This is a genomic window from Aliiroseovarius crassostreae (assembly GCF_049803815.1).
In the GTDB taxonomy this organism is placed as follows: Bacteria; Pseudomonadota; Alphaproteobacteria; order Rhodobacterales; family Rhodobacteraceae; genus Aliiroseovarius; species Aliiroseovarius crassostreae_A.
In genome coordinates this window covers 209,277-226,268 of sequence record NZ_JBNAGI010000002.1, presented here as the reverse complement: position 1 = coordinate 226,268, position 16,992 = coordinate 209,277, and the positions used below count along the sequence as shown (strand labels likewise).

The following is a 16,992-nucleotide window of genomic DNA, read 5'->3' as shown; positions in this document are numbered from 1 at the left end:
TGTTACAGTCTGCGCATCTCTTGTGCTGCAGAAAATGGGGTTTCACCTCTTTGCGCAGCACATAGAAAGGCCTCGCCCTCTTGCCCCTTGTTGCGCCCTGCCCTAGAACGCATTGGAAACGAATACACGGGAACGCACACATGCTGGATCATCTCGCCTATGAAACCCCGAAACCCAAGGTTATCGCGGGCGCCAAGGAAGATTGGGAACTTGTCATCGGGATGGAAATCCATGCGCAGGTCAGTTCCAACGCCAAGCTGTTTTCGGGCGCGTCGACCAAGTTCGGGGCCGAACCCAATTCGAACGTGGCCTTTGTGGACGCCGCCATGCCGGGCATGTTGCCGGTGATCAATGAATATTGCGTGGAACAGGCGGTGCGCACCGGGCTGGGCCTGAAGGCGGATATCAACCTGTTTTCTGCCTTTGACCGCAAGAATTATTTCTACCCGGACCTGCCGCAGGGCTATCAGATTTCGCAGCTTTATCACCCCATTGTGGGCGAAGGCGAAGTGATCGTCGATATGGCCCCCGGCGTGGCCCGCAAGGTGCGCATTGAACGCATTCACCTGGAACAGGACGCGGGCAAATCGGTGCATGACATGGATCCGAACATGTCTTTTGTCGACCTGAACCGCACCGGCGTGGCGCTGATGGAGATCGTCTCGCGCCCCGACATTCGCGGCCCCGAAGAGGCCGCCGCCTATGTGACCAAGCTGCGCCAGATCCTGCGTTATCTGGGCACCTGTGACGGCAATATGCAAAACGGCAACCTGCGTGCTGACGTGAACGTGTCGGTCTGTCGCCCGGGTCAGTATGAGAAATACATGGAAACCCAGGATTTCTCGCATCTCGGCACCCGGTGCGAGATCAAGAACATGAATTCGATGCGGTTCATTCAGGCCGCGATTGAATATGAAGCCCGTCGCCAGATCGCCATTGTTGAAGATGGCGGTGAAATCGTGCAGGAAACCCGCCTGTATGACCCGGACAAGAACGAAACCCGGTCGATGCGCTCGAAGGAAGAAGCGCATGACTACCGCTATTTCCCCTGCCCCGACCTGCTGCCGCTGGAGATCGAACAGGATTGGGTCGACGATATCGCCAAGACCCTGCCGGAACTGCCGGACGAGAAAAAAGCGCGGTTTGTGACCGATTTTGGCCTCTCGGAATATGACGCGGGCGTGTTGACCGCCGAGGCCGAAAACGCCGCATTTTTCGAAAAGGTCGCCGACGGGCGCGACGGGAAACTGGCCGCCAACTGGGTGATCAACGAGCTGTTTGGTCGCCTGAAGAAAGAAGACCACTCGATCAAGGACAGCCCGGTCAGCCCCGAACAGTTGGGCGGGATCATTGCGCTGATCACCAAAGGCGACATTTCCGGCAAGATTGCCAAGGATCTGTTTGAAATCGTCTATACCGAAGGCGGCGACCCGGCCGAGATTGTCGAGGCGCGCGGTATGAAACAGGTGACGGATACGGGCGCGATTGAGGCCGCCGTGGACGAGGTGATTGCCGCCAACCCGGCCCAGGTCGAGAAGGCGAAACAGAACCCCAAACTGGTTGGGTTCTTTGTCGGTCAGGTGATGAAAGCCACCGGCGGCAAGGCCAACCCGAAAGCGGTGAATGAAATTGTGACGGCCAAGCTGGGCCTCTGATTTCATTTGATAAAAATCCAATCAGAAGACCCCGGCAAGGATTGCGCGGGGTCTTCGCAATTTACGTCAAGCCGCCAGATGCGCGAACAAAACGGTGATGCCATGACCAACCAGACCACACAAAACACGCCCACGAATACGCCCGGTCGGCGCTCGGAACTCTTGATGCCTGCGGGCAATCTTCGAAAGCTGAAAATGGCGGTGCTGTACGGGGCCGACGCGGTTTATCTGGGCACACCGGATATGTCATTGCGCACCAAATCGCAGTTCTCGTTGGAGGATGTGATTGAGGGGGTGGAGTTCTGCCACGCCCATGGTCGCCGCGCCTATCTGACGCTGAACCTGTTCAGCCACAACAGCGACATTCCGAAGCTGGATGAATATATCGACACGGTGCGCCGCGTGAAGCCCGACGGGTTGATCATCGCCGATCCGGGCGTCTTTCAATATGTGCGCGACCGCGCGCCGGAGCTGCCCCTGCATATCTCGACCCAGGCCAATGTCTGTTCCTGGCTGTCGGTGAAGTTTTGGGAAAGCCAGGGGGCCGAGCTGGTGGTGTTGGCACGCGAGGTGTCCTACCCGGAACTGGTTGAAATCCGGGAAAAATGCCCGGATGTGAAGCTTGAGGCATTTGTGCATGGCGCAATGTGCATGACCTATTCGGGCCGTTGCCTTTTGTCGAATTTCATGGCCGAACGCGGGGCAAATCAAGGCAATTGTGCCAACTCCTGCCGCTGGAATTACGGCGTGCGGATGCGCCTGAAAGACGGCACCGTGCAAGAGCTCGACATCAACGAAGACAACGCCGACATGTTTGAATTCCTTCTGGAAGAAGGGGTGCGCCCCGGGGAATTCATGCCGATCGAGGAAGATGGCCGTGGATCCTATATCCTCAACTCCCGCGATCTGTGCATTATGCCGAAACTGGATGAGTATCTGAAAATCGGTGTCGACAGCCTGAAGGTCGAAGGGCGCGGCAAATCCGAATATTACTGCGCCATCGTCGCCCGTGCCTATCGCATGGCCATTGATGACTATTACGCCGACCCCGAAAACTGGGACCCCAAGCCCTATATGCGCGAGCTGGAAGCGGTGGGGAACCGTGGCTATACGCTCGCCTTCCACAATGGGCGCCTGACCAATTACGCTCATGATTACGAACATACCGCGTCGCTCGCGCAGTGGGAATATGCGGGTGTGGTGCGCGAGGTGACGGAAGATGCCTTCCTGATCGAGGTGAAGAACAAGTTGGAAGCGGGCGAAGTGCTCGAATTCATCTCGCCCATCGCCCGCGACACGGTGCTTTTGCGGATGTATGACTTTGAAGATGCCGTAACCGGCGAGGTGAAAGAGGTGGTGCAAGGCGGCACCAGAACCACCATCCGCGTGCCCTTTGCGCTGTTTGATCACGAGGATCTGGACCAGCTCAAGGCCAGCTTCCCGGCCTTTACCGTGATGCGCAAGGAAAAGGCGCTGACGGATGAGCAATGGAAACGGATCCGCTTTGACAAGCTCACCCAAGGGCTTGAGATCACAGGGAAAGAGAACCAGAAAGCCTATGAGAAACGGCGTGATGCCCTGTCGGAGGCGATTGCCGAAGACGGGCGCGAAATGCGCTATAAAACCAACCGCGTGGGCACCGATGGGTGCTGCGGCAAGGGCTGTAACGGCTGTCTGATCTTCTGGCAAGGGGACGAGTATGCCCGCGCCCGCGAGGTGCTTTTGAAGCGCAAGCAAGGCGAACAGCTGACCAAGGCCGAGGCCAATGAATTGCGTCTGGCCGCCGCGCCTTTCATCGTCCCGTCTGAGGTGTCATCTGAGGCCCCCACGACAGAGGCCAACGCCATTCCCAACCTGCGGTGATGCGCCGCCCGCCCCGCCTTGACCGCCTTCTGTCCCGGTTCGGTTTTACCGACTGGTCAGGGCGGGGCCGAAATGATACTTCCGTTCAATCGACATACAGCGAGACAGGCCAAATGTACCAATACCGCGTGATCCCCGCCCCGACCAAGGGCCAGAAAGCCAAAGGTGTAAAAACCGCCGAAGATCGGTTTGCCTTTGCCATGTCCGAGCTTCTGAATGAAATGGCGGCAGAGGGTTGGGAATACCAACGCGCCGAAACCCTTCCCTCGGAAGAGCGCAAAGGGCTGACCGGCAAGACCACCACCTTCCGCAACATGCTGGTGTTCCGCCGCGCGCGCCGCTGGGACGAACTTGGGGAAGATCTGGCAAGCACGGATGAGGCACTCCCCGCCGTCGCGGTCGCGGAAGAGACCCCCAGCAGCGCCCCTGCCCTGCCCTCGGCCAGTCAGGCCAACGAGGTGCCAGACGAGGTCAAGGCGGCCCCGGCGGTTGAGGAAGATGAGGCTGACGAGAAGACCTGACCTCAGGTCTCGATCTCAAGCGCAAGCGCGTGGATCTCATTCATCAGATCTGCGCCGATGGCCTGATGCACGGCGCGATGACGCGCCACCCGGGACATTTCGGCAAGCTTTTGCGCATGGATGACCACTCGGAAATGGCTTTCGCCCCCGTCTTGATACCCGGCATGACCGCGATGCTTTTCGCTTTCATCAATGACCTCAAGATGTTGCGGGGACAGGGCCGTTTCCAGCCGGGAAAAAATCTGGTCTCTGCGGGTCATTTTCACGCGGTTTCCTCTTCAAACATCTGCAAAAACCACTAAACTCTCGGGTCCGAGTCGAAAAGAGTGAACTGATGGCAAACGACGATCCTTTTGGTTTCGATATTTCCGTTTCTTCTGCCAAGAAGAAGAACCCGCGCGGCAAGCGGGGCATGTCCGGGGCGTTCGAAACCTCTACCCGTGAATGCGAACATGCTGGCTGTAAAGAAGCGGGCAAATACCGTGCGCCCCGCTCGCCCGATCATCTGGATGAGTTCAAGTGGTTTTGCAAAGAGCACGTGCGCGAATATAACCTGAGATGGAACTTTTTCGACGGGGCAAGCGAAGACGAAATCAACGAACAGGCGGATAAGGATCGTGTCTGGGAACGCGAAACCAAACCCTTTGGCAAGCAGACTGACGAACAACGCGCCTGGGCGCGGCTGGGCATTGATGACGCCCATCAGGTACTGGGGGAAAACGCCACCCAGAACCCCGGCAAATCAGTCACCGGCATCACCCGTCGCCTGCCCCCGACAGAACGGCGCGCGATCGAGATTCTGGAAGCCAAGGATCACTGGACCAAAGCCGAAGTGCGCAAGGCCTATAAGAAACTGATCAAGGTGCTGCACCCCGACATGAATGGCGGCGACCGCAGCCAGGAAGACCAGCTGCAAGAGGTGGTCTGGGCCTGGGATCAGATCAAGGACAGCCGCAGCTTTAAATAAGTTGCAGAACAGTTTGGGAAACGCTCTTCGCTACAGCGCGGGGGGCTTTTTCTTTTCCAGGCGCGGATCGGCCCGGGGCAATTATCCGAATTTCTTAACAATGAAAGCGTCACGCGCGTGGTGGACATACCACTGCCCTGGGTCTGGCGTTACCAAAGGTCGAAAATTCCGTCACGCTCCCCTTGCACATGCACCTAATATCGGGCACCACACCGGGGTTGGCACCGGCCCGCAGAGGCGGCGGCCGAAACCGTTCAGGAAGGAATGCGCAATGGATGTGACTGCAAAACCCACTGAAGATATCTCGGTTCGCGAGGTCTTTGGCATCGACACCGATATGACGGTAAAGGGTTTTGCCGACCGCACCGACCGCGTGCCGGAAGTGGACACCACCTACAAGTTTGACCCGGATACGACGTTGGCGATCCTCGCCGGTTTTGCCTTCAACCGTCGTGTGATGGTGCAGGGTTATCACGGCACCGGCAAATCGACCCATATCGAACAGGTCGCAGCCCGTCTGAACTGGCCCTGTGTGCGCGTCAACCTCGACAGCCACATCAGCCGGATCGACCTGATCGGCAAGGATGCGATCAAGCTGAAAGACGGAATGCAGGTGACCGAGTTTCAGGAAGGCATCCTGCCCTGGGCGTTGCGCAACCCGACCGCGATTGTGTTTGACGAATATGATGCAGGCCGCGCCGATGTGATGTTCGTGATCCAGCGGGTGCTGGAACATGACGGCAAGCTGACGCTTCTGGACCAGAACGAGGTGATCACCCCAAACCCGTATTTCCGCCTGTTTGCCACCGCCAACACCGTGGGTCTGGGCGACACGACCGGGCTGTATCACGGCGTGCAGCAGATCAACCAGGCACAGATGGACCGTTGGTCGCTGGTTGCCACGCTGAACTACCTCAGCCATGACGCGGAAACCAACATTGTGCTGGCGAAAAACGCGATGATGAACACCGAAAGCGGGCGCAAGACCGTGGGCCAGATGGTCACCGTGGCCGACCTGACCCGCACCGCGTTCATGAATGGCGACCTGTCCACCGTGATGTCGCCGCGCACCGTGCTGAACTGGGCCGAAAACGCGCGCATCTTCCGCGATGTGGGCTATGCGTTCCGCCTGTCGTTCCTGAACAAATGTGACGAACTGGAACGCCAGACCGTGGCCGAGTTCTATCAGCGCTGCTTTGACGAAGAACTTCCGGAATCTGCGGCCAGCATGAGCCTTGGTTAATCTTCGTTAACCCTGAAAGCCCTGTTTTCGCAGGGCTTTTTCCTTTCTTCTTAACACTTTTCTAGCGCGCCCGGCCTATTCTGGCCCCGGGTGAAATTTGGGTGATGGTGTGATGCGCATTCTTATGGCGATGGCGGTGCTGTCTTTGGTGGCCTGTCAGGATGAACCGAAAAAGGTGACGGGGGCGTCGGCTCCGCCAACTGCCTGCGATATTATTCGCGTGGTGGATGGCGACACGGTCAAGGCGATCTGTCATGGACGCGAGGAAAACCTGCGCCTGCTGGGATTTGACACGCCGGAGACCTTCCGCTCGCGCTGTGACGAGGAACACGCGCTTGGCAAAATTGCCACCAACCACCTTCGCAAACTGCTGCGTGAGGCGGATGAGGTCACCCCGGTCACCGGTCGTCCCGACAAATATCGCCGCCTGTTGACGCGGCTTTACATCGACGGGCGTGATGTGGCCGAGATCATGATCCAAGCGGGGTTGGCGGTGCCATACCACGGCGAGCGGCGGATCAGTTGGTGTGACCGGTTTGGGGTGCCGACCACCGCTTCGCTGGGCTGATATTTCGAACCAAACTGGCGTCAAATTTCACCCGCGAAATGTCGGAATTGGCTTTCCAAGCCAAAGGCAAACCCCTAGTTTGACCCCATGAACAAGCCGACCGACAACCCCGCAGATCCGTTCAAGAAAGCGCTCGCCGAGGCGACCAAGACGCTGGCTGATGATGCTGAGCTGTCTGTCACCTATTCCGTGGACCCGCCGGGTGCCACCAATGAGGCGGTGCGCCTGCCGCAAGTGACGCGCCGCATGACCCGCGAAGAGGTGTTGTTGGCACGGGGTACGGCGGATGCCTTTGCGATGAAGCACCGCTATCACGACCCCGCGATGCACCTGCGGTATGCCCCTGCCGGGCAAATGGCCCGTGATCTTTATGAGGCGATGGAAACCGCCCGTTGCGAGGCGATGGGCGCACGTGACATGCCCGGTACGGCGGGCAATATTGATGTGAAAATTCAAACGGATGCGGCGCGGCGCGGCTATGATCAGATCACCGCTGCGGCGGATGCTCCGTTGGCGGATGCCGCCGGATATCTGGTGCGCCATCTGGCCACCGGGCGCGACCTGCCCCCTGCCGCCGCCAATGTGATGGAGCTATGGCGCGACTTTATCGAAGGTCAGGCCGGGGATCATCTGGACAACCTGCAAGAGACCCTGTCGGACCAGCAAAGCTTTGCCCGGTTTGCCCGTCAGGTGATCGAGGATCTGGGCTATGGCGACCAGCTGGGCGAAGATCCGGATCAAGACGACCAGTCGGATGAGGACGCCGAGCAGGATCAGGAAGAGGAAGACAGCCAGGACCAGAACGAAGGCGAGGACAGCGCCGACGAACAGGACGCCCAGCCCGAGCAGTCGCAAGACGAAACCATGGATCAGACCGAGGCACAGGTCACCATTGATGACATGGCCGAGGATGAGATGGGCGACGAGGCCGAAATGCCTGAAGGCGACGCCCCGCTGGAGCCGCCCCAACCCGCGCCCGCGTCAGATGCCGACCCGAATTACGAGGTCTATCTGAACGAACATGACGAAGAGATCCTGGCCGAGGAGTTGGCGGAACCGGCCGAGCTGGAACGGCTGCGGGCCTATCTGGATCAACAGCTTGAACCGCTGAAGGGTGCGGTCAGCCGTCTGGCGAACAAACTGCAGCGCCGCTTGCAGGCGCAACAGAACCGGTCGTGGTTGTTTGACCTTGAGGAAGGCATTCTGGATGCGGGTCGTCTGGCGCGGGTTGTGGCCAACCCGACCACGCCGCTCAGTTTCAAACAGGAAAAGGATACGGAATTCCGCGACACGGTGGTGACACTGCTTCTGGACAATTCCGGGTCGATGCGCGGTCGTCCGATTTCCATTGCCGCGATCTGTGCCGACGTCTTGTCGCGCACGCTCGAACGCTGTGGCGTGAAGGTCGAGGTGCTGGGCTTTACAACCCGCGCCTGGAAAGGTGGGCAGGCCCGTGAGAAGTGGCTGGCGGATGGCCGCCCCGGGCAGCCGGGTCGCCTGAACGACCTGCGCCACATCATCTATAAACAGGCCGATGCCCCGATGCGCCGGACCCGCGCCAATCTGGGCCTGATGATGAAAGAAGGCCTTTTGAAAGAAAACATTGATGGCGAGGCGCTGGAATGGGCCCACCGCCGGATCTGCGCCCGGCCCGAGGCGCGCAAAATCCTGATGGTGATTTCGGATGGCGCGCCGGTGGATGATTCCACTTTGTCCGTTAACCCCGCGAATTATCTGGAAAAACACCTGCGCGACGTCATTGCCATGGTGGAAAAACAGGCCCGGGTGGAGCTGCTGGCGATCGGGATCGGCCATGATGTGACGCGTTATTATGATCGCGCGGTGACCATCACCGATGCCGAACAGCTGGCCGGGGTGATGACCGAGCAACTGGCCGCGCTGTTTGACAGCGACCCACGGGCCCGCGCCCGGGTGATGGGGATCAGGAAGGCGAGCTAACCTGCGCCCACTGCCATGCCCTTTCCACGCGGATCCGGATCGCCAAACACCGGCCCTTTAGCAGAACAACCTCCCTCACCCGTATCTTTGGGAAAGGGGGAGCGAGGTGTGGGTTCATAACGCTGTGCGGTCAATCAAATAATCTGCTTTTCCTCGCTCGGCCACGCGGTCAGAATGCGCGCAAAGCCAAGCCGGAGATTCCCCGATGTTCCAGAGTTTCGAAACCACCGCCGACCCGTCTCGTGGCCCTGATCGGCTGGCCCGACTGCGCCGGGCGATCAATATGAAGGGGCTGGATGGGTTCATCGTGCCGCGATCGGATGCCCATCAGGGCGAATACGTGGCCGATTGCGACAAGCGGTTGGCGTGGTTGACCGGGTTCACCGGATCCGCAGGTTTCTGCATCGTTCTGCCCGACGTGGCGGGTGTGTTCATCGATGGGCGCTATCGCAATCAGGTGCGCAGCCAGGTGGATCTGGCGCATTTCACCCCGGTGCACTGGCCCGAGGTGCAGCCCGGCCCCTGGTTGGTGGACCAGGCCAATCCAAAGGCGCGTATCGGGTTTGATCCGTGGCTGCACAGCCAGGGCGAGATTGAAAAGCTGCGCAAGGACACGGCAGCGGCCGGGATCACCCTGGTGGCCACGGACAACCTGGTGGATCAGATCTGGGCCGACCGCCCCGCCCCGCCCGCCGCCCCGATCACGGAACAACCGTTGGAGTTCGCCGGTCTTTCGCGCGCCGACAAATGTGCCGAACTGGCCGATGATTTGATGACCGACGGGTTGAAGGCACAGGTACTGACTCTGTCCGACAGTATCGCCTGGCTTTTGAACATCCGCGGCACCGATATCGAGCATATTCCCGTGGTGCAGGGCTTTGCCATTTTGCACGACGACGCAAGGGTAAGTCTGTTCACGGAAGAAGGGCGCGACGGGCTGTCGGCACTGACCGGTGTCGATGTACAGCCTACCCGCGCCTTTGGGGCTGCACTTGAAGCCCTCTCCGGTCCAGTAGGGGTTGATAAATCCAGCGCCCCTTACGCGATCACGCGCCACCTTGAAAAAGGCGGGGTGGAATATCGCTGGAATGACGATCCGACCATCCTGCCCAAAGCACGCAAGAACCCAACCGAACTGGCAGGCGCGCGCAAGGCCCATTTGCGTGACGCCGCCGCCATGGTCGAGTTTCTGGCCTGGTTTGACGGGTCCGATAAGACCAGCCTGACCGAAATTGATCTGGTGACCGAGTTGGAGGCACGCCGGCGCGCCACCAATGCGCTGGAGGATATCTCGTTTGAAACCATTTCCGGCACCGGACCCAATGGGGCCATCATGCATTACCGCGTGACCAATGACAGCAATGCCCAACTGCAAGACGGGCATCTGGTGGTGCTGGACAGCGGTGGACAATACCGCGATGGCACAACCGATATCACCCGCACCCTGTCCGTCGGGACTGTGGGTGAGGAAGAGAAACGCTGTTTCACCCGTGTGTTGCAGGGGATGATTGCGCTGAGCCGGACCCATTTCCCCAAAGGGCGCAGCGGGCGGGACCTTGACCCCATTGCCCGCTACCCGCTTTGGGCCGCGCATCAGGATTTCAACCACGGCACCGGGCATGGGGTTGGCGCCTTCCTGTCCGTGCATGAAGGACCACAGCGATTTTCCTATGTGTCAGAGGTTCCGCTGGAGCCGGGCATGATCCTGTCCAACGAACCGGGCTATTACCGCGATGGCGCTTTTGGCATTCGGATCGAAAACCTGGTGGTGGTGGAAGAGGCCACCTGCCCGTCCGGTGGCGATACTGACCGGACCATGCTGGGGCTGGAAACGCTGACCTATGTGCCGATTGACACCTCGCTTGTGATTGTCGACATGCTGTCCGGCGAAGAACGCAATTGGCTCAACACCTATCACGCCACCTGCCTTAAAAAACTTGGGTCCAAAGTGGGTGACGTCGCGTATCAATGGCTGAAGGGCGCATGCGCGCCGATTTGACACGCGACAGTCACATATAAACTGGTATTGTGATGCCAAATCGAAAGCCGGGCCAGAACGTCGAGCCTGTAGAGGCGCATTCAAGGCCAGAAGTGGGGATAACATGACCGAGAACATCAAGATCAGTAAAGCCGCAGGCAAATGGACCGTGCGCGCCGGTGGTGCCGTTTTGGGCGAGAGCGAGGACGCGCTTGAAGTGGTTGAGGGTCAAGGGGCGCCGGTGATCTATTTCCCACGCGCCGATATTGCCATGGCCTTTCTGGATGACAGCGCCACCGTGACCACCTGCCCCTACAAAGGTGAGGCGCGCCATTTCTCGATCCAGACTCGGTCGAAACTGATTGAAGACGCGGCCTGGAGCTATGAAGCACCGGTTGAAGATTTGTCTGACATCAAAGGTTACCTTGCCTTCTATGGTGACAAGGCCACCGTCGCACGCACCTGATCCGCGTCGAAAAAACCGAAGACCTGACCAGATCAGACCCGGAACGGGTGCCAACCGGTACCCGTTTTATTTTGCGTCTGCGACCAAGGCGCTGCCCGGCTGTGACACCACCCCGCCGCCCACGGCTGCGGCCACTCCGGTTGTGGACGAACAAGAGGTCGGCAGGCCCCGCGCCACGCGCACCGCAAGATAGGCAAAGGCCTGCGCCTCCAACATATCCCCATCCAGACCCACCTCATCAATGGCGATGACCTCGGCATCACACCGCCGCAACAGCTCGCCCATGATCGCCGCATTGTGCCGCCCCCCTCCGCTGACAAGAATGCGCTTCGGGGGTTTGGGGCAATGTTCCAGTCCACGCGCCACAGACGCGGCGACACAGGCCGCCAATGTCGCGGTTGCATCTGCATCACAGAGGGGCTCCACCGCGGCAGCAAGTCCGGCGAAATCATCACGGTCCAGCGATTTCGGCGGGATGCGCAGGAAAAAGGCTTGGGACAGGAAGGTTTCAACCACATCCGTGGCCACCTTGCCTGACAACGCCAGGGATCCTCCTTCGTCACGGGCCTGTCCCAACCGCAGCTGCATCACATCATTGATCGGGGCATTGGCAGGCCCGGTATCAAAGGCCAGACACGCCCCCGGCGCGGCCGGATCGGCAATGGTCGGATCGACCCAAGTGATATTGCCGACCCCGCCAAGGTTCAAAAACACCAAAGGATCCTTCGCGCCGATATACCGCGCGCAGGCATGGTGGAAAAATGGCGCAAGCGGGGCCCCCTCTCCGCCCAGCTCCACATCGGCGGACCGGAAGTCCCACACCACCGGTTTTTGTAAAAGCTCTGCCAGAACAACACCATCCCCCGCCTGATGGGTGCCGCGTCCACGTGGGTCATGGGCCAGGGTCTGACCGTGAAACCCAATCATATCCACCTCATGATCCTGAAAAGACGACAAAAGAACCGCGTGCCGGGTTTCCACAAGCTCAGCTGCCTCTGCCACAGCTTCGTCCTCGGGCCAGGCCCCCAAAACGGATCGAAGCAGCTGTTGATCCGCATCGGAGTAAGCCAGAAACTCAGACGGGCCAAACTCATAAATCCGTTCGCCATCCGTCTTGACCAACGCCCCATCCACCCCGTCCAACGACGTGCCGGACATGCAGCCAAGGGCCCAGACAGCCCGCCCATCTGCCAGTGCTTTCAACATGGTCTTCCCCTTTTGCACGCCCCCGTCTATACGGGGGGTTCAACGATAAACATGGACTGAAAAACGATGACCTACCATCCCAAATCAGAATTCCTGCGCGTTATTATCGAGCGTGGTTTCCTGGCCGACTGCACCAATCTGCAAGAGCTGGACGAGTATCTGAACAAGGGAATGGTGACGGCCTATATCGGCTATGACGCGACCGCGGCGTCGCTGCATGTGGGGCATCTGCTCAATATCATGCTGCTGCGCTGGTTCCAGAAAACCGGCAACACACCGATCACCCTGATGGGCGGCGGCACCACCAAGGTGGGCGACCCGTCGTTCCGGTCGGATGAACGCCCGCTTCTGGGGCCCGAACAGATCGATGCCAATATTAGCGGGATGCAGCGCGTTTTCGACCGCTATCTCGATTACAAGGATGGCGATAACGCCGCACTGATGCTGAACAATGCCGAATGGCTGGATGGTCTGAATTACCTCGATTTCCTGCGCGACATCGGGCGGCATTTCTCGGTCAACCGGATGCTGTCGTTTGAAAGCGTGAAATCGCGGCTGGACCGCGAACAATCGCTGTCGTTCCTCGAATTCAACTACATGATCCTGCAAGCCTATGATTTCCTTGAGCTGAACCGCCGTTACGGCTGTTTGCTGCAAATGGGCGGATCGGACCAATGGGGCAATATCGTCAACGGGATCGACCTGACGCGCCGGGTGCTGGATAACGAGATTTTTGGCCTGACCACGCCCCTCTTGACCACGTCGGACGGGCGCAAGATGGGCAAATCGCAAGGCGGGGCAATCTGGCTCAGCGGTGACATGCTCAGCCCGTATGAGTTCTGGCAGTTCTGGCGCAACACCACCGACGCGGATGTGGGCCGGTTCCTGAAGCTTTACACCGAATTGCCGGTCGAGGAATGCGACCGTCTGGGCGCGCTGGAAGGGGCCGAGATCAACGAAGGCAAGATCATCCTTGCCAATGAAGTGACCAGCCTGCTGCATGGGCCAGAGGCCGCGCGCGCCGCCGAAGCCACCGCGCGTGAGGTGTTTGAAAAAGGCGGCGTCGGAGAGGATCTGCCCACCGTCGCGCTCAGCCCCGCCGATATCGGCGACGGGATCTCGATCGTGCAGCTGATCGTCAAATCCGGCCTGGTAAAATCGGGCAAGGAGGCCAAACGTCTGATTGCTGAAAACGGTGCCAAGCTCAACGACGCGCCGCTCGACAATGCCGGGCTGATGGTCAGCGCCGATGATCTGGCGCAGCCGATGAAATTGTCCGCAGGCAAAAAACGACACGCGCTTGTCACCCTCGCGGGTTAACTCCTCTTTTTTCTTGCTGAAAATACCTTGGGGGTCCGGGGGCAAAGCCCCCGGCACCCGGCAGCGCAATCTGCCGATTGCCCCGGCCCGGCCGCCTTGCTACCGTCGCCCGACCGAAGCAGGAGGCCACGATGACGCCGATCAACCCCAATCTGTCCGCCACGCTCTCCCCCCCGGTGATGGACGCGCGCCGGTGGCTGGACGGGAAAACCTTTTCCGCCGACACCCCGCTGATCAATGTCTCTCAGGCCGCCCCGGTCGATCCGCCGCCCGAAGGTCTGCGTCAGGCGATTGCAGACGCGGCCTTGTCCGTGCCCGAGGCACATCTGTACGGGCCGGTTTTGGGCCTGCCCGATTTGCGGGCCGAAGTCGCGGCGCAGTTTTCGCGCGCCTACGGGGGCAAGTTTACGGCGCAGAACGTGGCGATCACCTCGGGCTGCAACCAGGCCTTTTGCGCGGCCATCGCAACGCTGGCCGCACCGGGGGATGACGTGATCCTGCCAACCCCTTGGTATTTCAATCATAAAATGTGGCTCGACATGGCGGGCCTTAAAGCCGTGCCCCTGAACACCGGGGCGGATCTGTTGCCCGACCCCGACAAGGCCGCCGCGCTGATCACCGATAAAACCCGGGCGATTGTGCTGGTCACGCCCAATAATCCGGCGGGTGTGGAGTATCCCCCCGCGCTGATTGCCGCCTTCCGCGATCTGGCGCGCGCCCGGGGAATTGCGCTGATCATTGACGAAACCTACCGCGATTTTCACAGCGTCGACGGCGCGCCGCACGCGCTGTTTCAGGACCCCGACTGGCACGACACGGTGATCCAGCTTTACAGCTTTTCCAAAGCCTACCGCCTGACCGGACATCGCGTGGGGGCGCTGATCGCGGGGCCGGACCGCATGAAGCAGGTCGAAAAGTTTCTCGATACCGTCACCATCTGCCCCTCGCAGCTTGGACAGCATGCCGCGCTTTGGGGGATGCGCAACCTGGGCGATTGGTTGGCCGGGGAGCGGCAAGAGATCTTGTCGCGCGCGCAAACGGTGCGAGAGGGCTTTGCGCTCCTCAAAGCCCGAGGGTGGACCCTGATGGGATGTGGCGCTTATTTCGCCTATCTGCAACACCCGTTTGAATTGCCCTCTGATCAGCTTGCCCGAAAGCTGGTGGATCAATCGTCTATTCTTGCCCTGCCCGGCACAATGTTCACCCCGATCGCTGACCCGGATGGCGTGCGCCAATTGCGGGTGGCCTTTGCAAATATTGACCGCGCTGGGATTGGTGTCTTCCTCAAACGGCTTGCGGAATTCCAGCCATAGCGCATCACCGCTTGGCAATCCCGACCCGGTGACCTAGAAACCCCTAAGAGCTGAACGAATAAGGATGCAAAGCATGGCAACCGGTAAGATCTCGCGCACCTTTGGCTGGGGCCTGATGGCCCTTGTAATGGTGGGGCTTGTAGGCTTTGGATCCACCAATTTCGGCGGCGGCGGCGGATCCATCGGCACCGTGGGCGATACCGATATTGACGCGCGCCGCTATGCGCGCGAGCTGGACAGCGAGCTGCGCGCCTTTCAGGCCCAGACCGGCCAGCAGATGACTCTGTCACAGGCGCAGGCCTTTGGGTTGGATCGGCAAGTCCTGGCCCGCCTGTTGGCCTCAACCGCATTGGAAAACGAAACGGCCCGTCTGGGCATTTCCGTGGGTGACGAAGAATTGCGCAAACGGATCCTGGAAATCTCGGCGTTTCAGGGCGTTGATGGAAAGTTTGACCGTGAGGCTTATAATTTTGCCCTGGATCAGTCCGGCCTGAATGCCAACCAGTTCGAGGCCTCGTTGCGGGCCGAAGTGGCGCGTCAGATCCTGCAAGCCGCTGTTTCCAATGGCACCAAGGCCTCTTCGACCTATGTGGACACGCTGTATGGGTTTGCCCGGGAAACCCGCGATTTCACCTGGGCCAGCCTGCCCATGTCGGCGCTGACCGCCACGCTGCCTGCCCCAAGCCCCGAAGAGCTGACCGCCTATTACGAGGCCAATGAATCCGCCTTCACCCTGCCTGAAATCAAGGATGTGACCTATGCGTGGCTCAATCCCGAAGACCTGATCCCCGAGGTGGAGGTCAGCGAAGACGATCTGCGCGCGCTTTATGACGAACGCATTTCGGAATTTGTGGTGCCAGAGCGGCGCATGGTGGAACGTCTGGTCTTTGGGTCCGAAGCTGATGCGCAGGCCGCAGCAGATGCTGTTTCAGCCGGTGAAAAAAGCTTTGAAGATCTGGTGGCGGAACGCGATCTGGCCTTGACGGATATCGATCTGGGGGATCTGTCCAAAGCGGAACTTGGCGCTGCAGGGGACGCGGTCTTTGCGCTTGACGCCCCCGGTGTTGTAGGCCCGGTGCAAAGTGACCTTGGCCCTGCGCTTTATCGCATGAACGCGATCCTGGCCGCGCAGGAAACCACCTTTGATGCGGCGCGCGAACAATTGCAGGGCGAATTGGCCGCCGACAAGGCCCGCCGCCAGGTGGCAGATATGATTGCCGAGCTGGATGATCTTCTGGCCGGGGGGGCCACGCTGGAAGAGATTACCGAAAGCCACAATATGCGTCTGGAAACCATCCAATGGTCTGAAGGCAGCAGCGAGGGCATCGCCGCCTATGATGCCTTCCGCGAGGCCGTAAGCGTGGCCAATGAAGGCGATTTCCCGGAAATCACCCTGATGGCTGACGGGGGCGCTTTTGCCCTGCGCGTGAACAAGGTGGAAGCACCGCGCCTGCAAACACAAGAAGAAGTGGCCGATGAGGTGCTGGTTGGCTGGGGGCTGCGAAAGCGCCTCGAATTGCTGGCCGCGCAAGCAGAAGCGATGATCCCCCAACTGGGCGGGACGGAAAGCCTGTCGTCGCTGGGCCTGACCGAAATCGTGGAAACCGATCAAGGACGTGATGCCTTTATCAATGGCGCCCCTGCCGATTTCATCACCCGTGTGTTTGACATGGAGGTAGGAGAGTGGCAGGTCATCCCGTCGGATCAGGATGTGGTTCTGGTGCGCCTGGATGCGGTCAATGCCGCGGATCAGTCAGGCGAGGACGCCCAGGCGCTGAAATCACAGTTTTCCGACAATATCGCACAAGAGCTTGGCCTAGATATCGAGACCGCTTTTGCCCGCGTTTTGGAAACCCAGGCTGGCGTCACGCTTGATCGCGCTGTGATCAACGCGATCCACGCGCAATTCCCGTAACCCCGTTCCCGTAAGGAG

At 59.7% G+C, this 16,992-nt stretch carries 14 protein-coding genes; 12 read left to right on the top strand and 2 right to left on the bottom strand.

The annotated features are described in order from the left end of the window. Window positions 1-140 precede the first annotated feature (140 nt). From gatB to ACP15V_RS06895, 3 genes are all read left to right on the top strand, one after another. On the top strand, window positions 141-1,655 hold the full coding sequence (gene gatB, locus ACP15V_RS06905) for an Asp-tRNA(Asn)/Glu-tRNA(Gln) amidotransferase subunit GatB (RefSeq protein ID WP_424942939.1): 1,515 nt from the start codon (window positions 141-143) through the stop codon (window positions 1,653-1,655). Between the two features lie 78 nt (window positions 1,656-1,733). Continuing rightward, on the top strand, window positions 1,734-3,518 hold the full coding sequence (locus tag ACP15V_RS06900; RefSeq protein WP_424942938.1) for a U32 family peptidase: 1,785 nt from the start codon (window positions 1,734-1,736) through the stop codon (window positions 3,516-3,518). A gap of 113 nt (window positions 3,519-3,631) precedes the next feature. Further along, on the top strand, window positions 3,632-4,039 hold the full coding sequence (locus ACP15V_RS06895) for a DUF4177 domain-containing protein (RefSeq protein ID WP_424942937.1): 408 nt from the start codon (window positions 3,632-3,634) through the stop codon (window positions 4,037-4,039). A gap of 2 nt (window positions 4,040-4,041) precedes the next feature. On the opposite strand, the gene ACP15V_RS06890 is transcribed toward ACP15V_RS06895, so the two are convergent. Continuing rightward, window positions 4,042-4,299: a BolA family protein gene (locus tag ACP15V_RS06890; RefSeq protein WP_424942936.1), complete on the bottom strand. Its 258-nt coding sequence runs from the start codon at window positions 4,297-4,299 to the stop codon at window positions 4,042-4,044. A 74-nt stretch (window positions 4,300-4,373) separates the two neighbouring features. Between ACP15V_RS06890 and ACP15V_RS06885 the strand changes: the two genes are divergently transcribed. The 6 genes from ACP15V_RS06885 (at window position 4,374) to ACP15V_RS06860 (ending at window position 11,220) form a co-directional block, all read left to right on the top strand. Then, window positions 4,374-5,006 (top strand): J domain-containing protein, encoded by a 633-nt coding sequence (locus tag ACP15V_RS06885; protein ID WP_424942935.1) that lies wholly within the window; start codon window positions 4,374-4,376, stop codon window positions 5,004-5,006. Between the two features lie 271 nt (window positions 5,007-5,277). Then, window positions 5,278-6,249 (top strand): cobaltochelatase subunit CobS, encoded by a 972-nt coding sequence (cobS, locus tag ACP15V_RS06880; RefSeq protein ID WP_424942934.1) that lies wholly within the window; start codon window positions 5,278-5,280, stop codon window positions 6,247-6,249. A gap of 112 nt (window positions 6,250-6,361) precedes the next feature. Continuing rightward, window positions 6,362-6,817, top strand: a complete 456-nt coding sequence (locus tag ACP15V_RS06875) for a thermonuclease family protein (RefSeq protein WP_424942933.1) — start codon at window positions 6,362-6,364, stop codon at window positions 6,815-6,817. Between the two features lie 87 nt (window positions 6,818-6,904). Continuing rightward, window positions 6,905-8,776, top strand: coding sequence for a cobaltochelatase subunit CobT (cobT, locus tag ACP15V_RS06870; RefSeq protein WP_424942932.1), 1,872 nt, complete (start codon window positions 6,905-6,907; stop codon window positions 8,774-8,776). Between the two features lie 205 nt (window positions 8,777-8,981). Further along, entirely contained in the window at window positions 8,982-10,775 is a 1,794-nt protein-coding gene (locus ACP15V_RS06865; protein ID WP_424942931.1) for an aminopeptidase P family protein, read from the top strand. A gap of 103 nt (window positions 10,776-10,878) precedes the next feature. Continuing rightward, complete coding sequence (locus ACP15V_RS06860) at window positions 10,879-11,220, top strand: DUF427 domain-containing protein (protein WP_424942930.1); 342 nt, start codon at window positions 10,879-10,881, stop codon at window positions 11,218-11,220. A gap of 66 nt (window positions 11,221-11,286) precedes the next feature. On the opposite strand, the gene ACP15V_RS06855 is transcribed toward ACP15V_RS06860, so the two are convergent. Then, window positions 11,287-12,426: an anhydro-N-acetylmuramic acid kinase gene (locus ACP15V_RS06855; RefSeq protein ID WP_424942929.1), complete on the bottom strand. Its 1,140-nt coding sequence runs from the start codon at window positions 12,424-12,426 to the stop codon at window positions 11,287-11,289. Between the two features lie 66 nt (window positions 12,427-12,492). Between ACP15V_RS06855 and tyrS the strand changes: the two genes are divergently transcribed. The 3 genes from tyrS to ACP15V_RS06840 all read left to right on the top strand — a co-directional run bounded on the left by tyrS (window position 12,493) and on the right by ACP15V_RS06840 (window position 16,974). Beyond that, window positions 12,493-13,746 (top strand): tyrosine--tRNA ligase, encoded by a 1,254-nt coding sequence (gene tyrS, locus ACP15V_RS06850; RefSeq protein ID WP_424942928.1) that lies wholly within the window; start codon window positions 12,493-12,495, stop codon window positions 13,744-13,746. A gap of 131 nt (window positions 13,747-13,877) precedes the next feature. Further along, on the top strand, window positions 13,878-15,059 hold the full coding sequence (locus ACP15V_RS06845) for an aminotransferase (RefSeq protein WP_424942927.1): 1,182 nt from the start codon (window positions 13,878-13,880) through the stop codon (window positions 15,057-15,059). 73 nt (window positions 15,060-15,132) lie between these two features. Next, window positions 15,133-16,974, top strand: coding sequence for a peptidyl-prolyl cis-trans isomerase (locus tag ACP15V_RS06840; RefSeq protein ID WP_424942926.1), 1,842 nt, complete (start codon window positions 15,133-15,135; stop codon window positions 16,972-16,974). The last annotated feature ends 18 nt before the right edge of the window (window positions 16,975-16,992 follow it).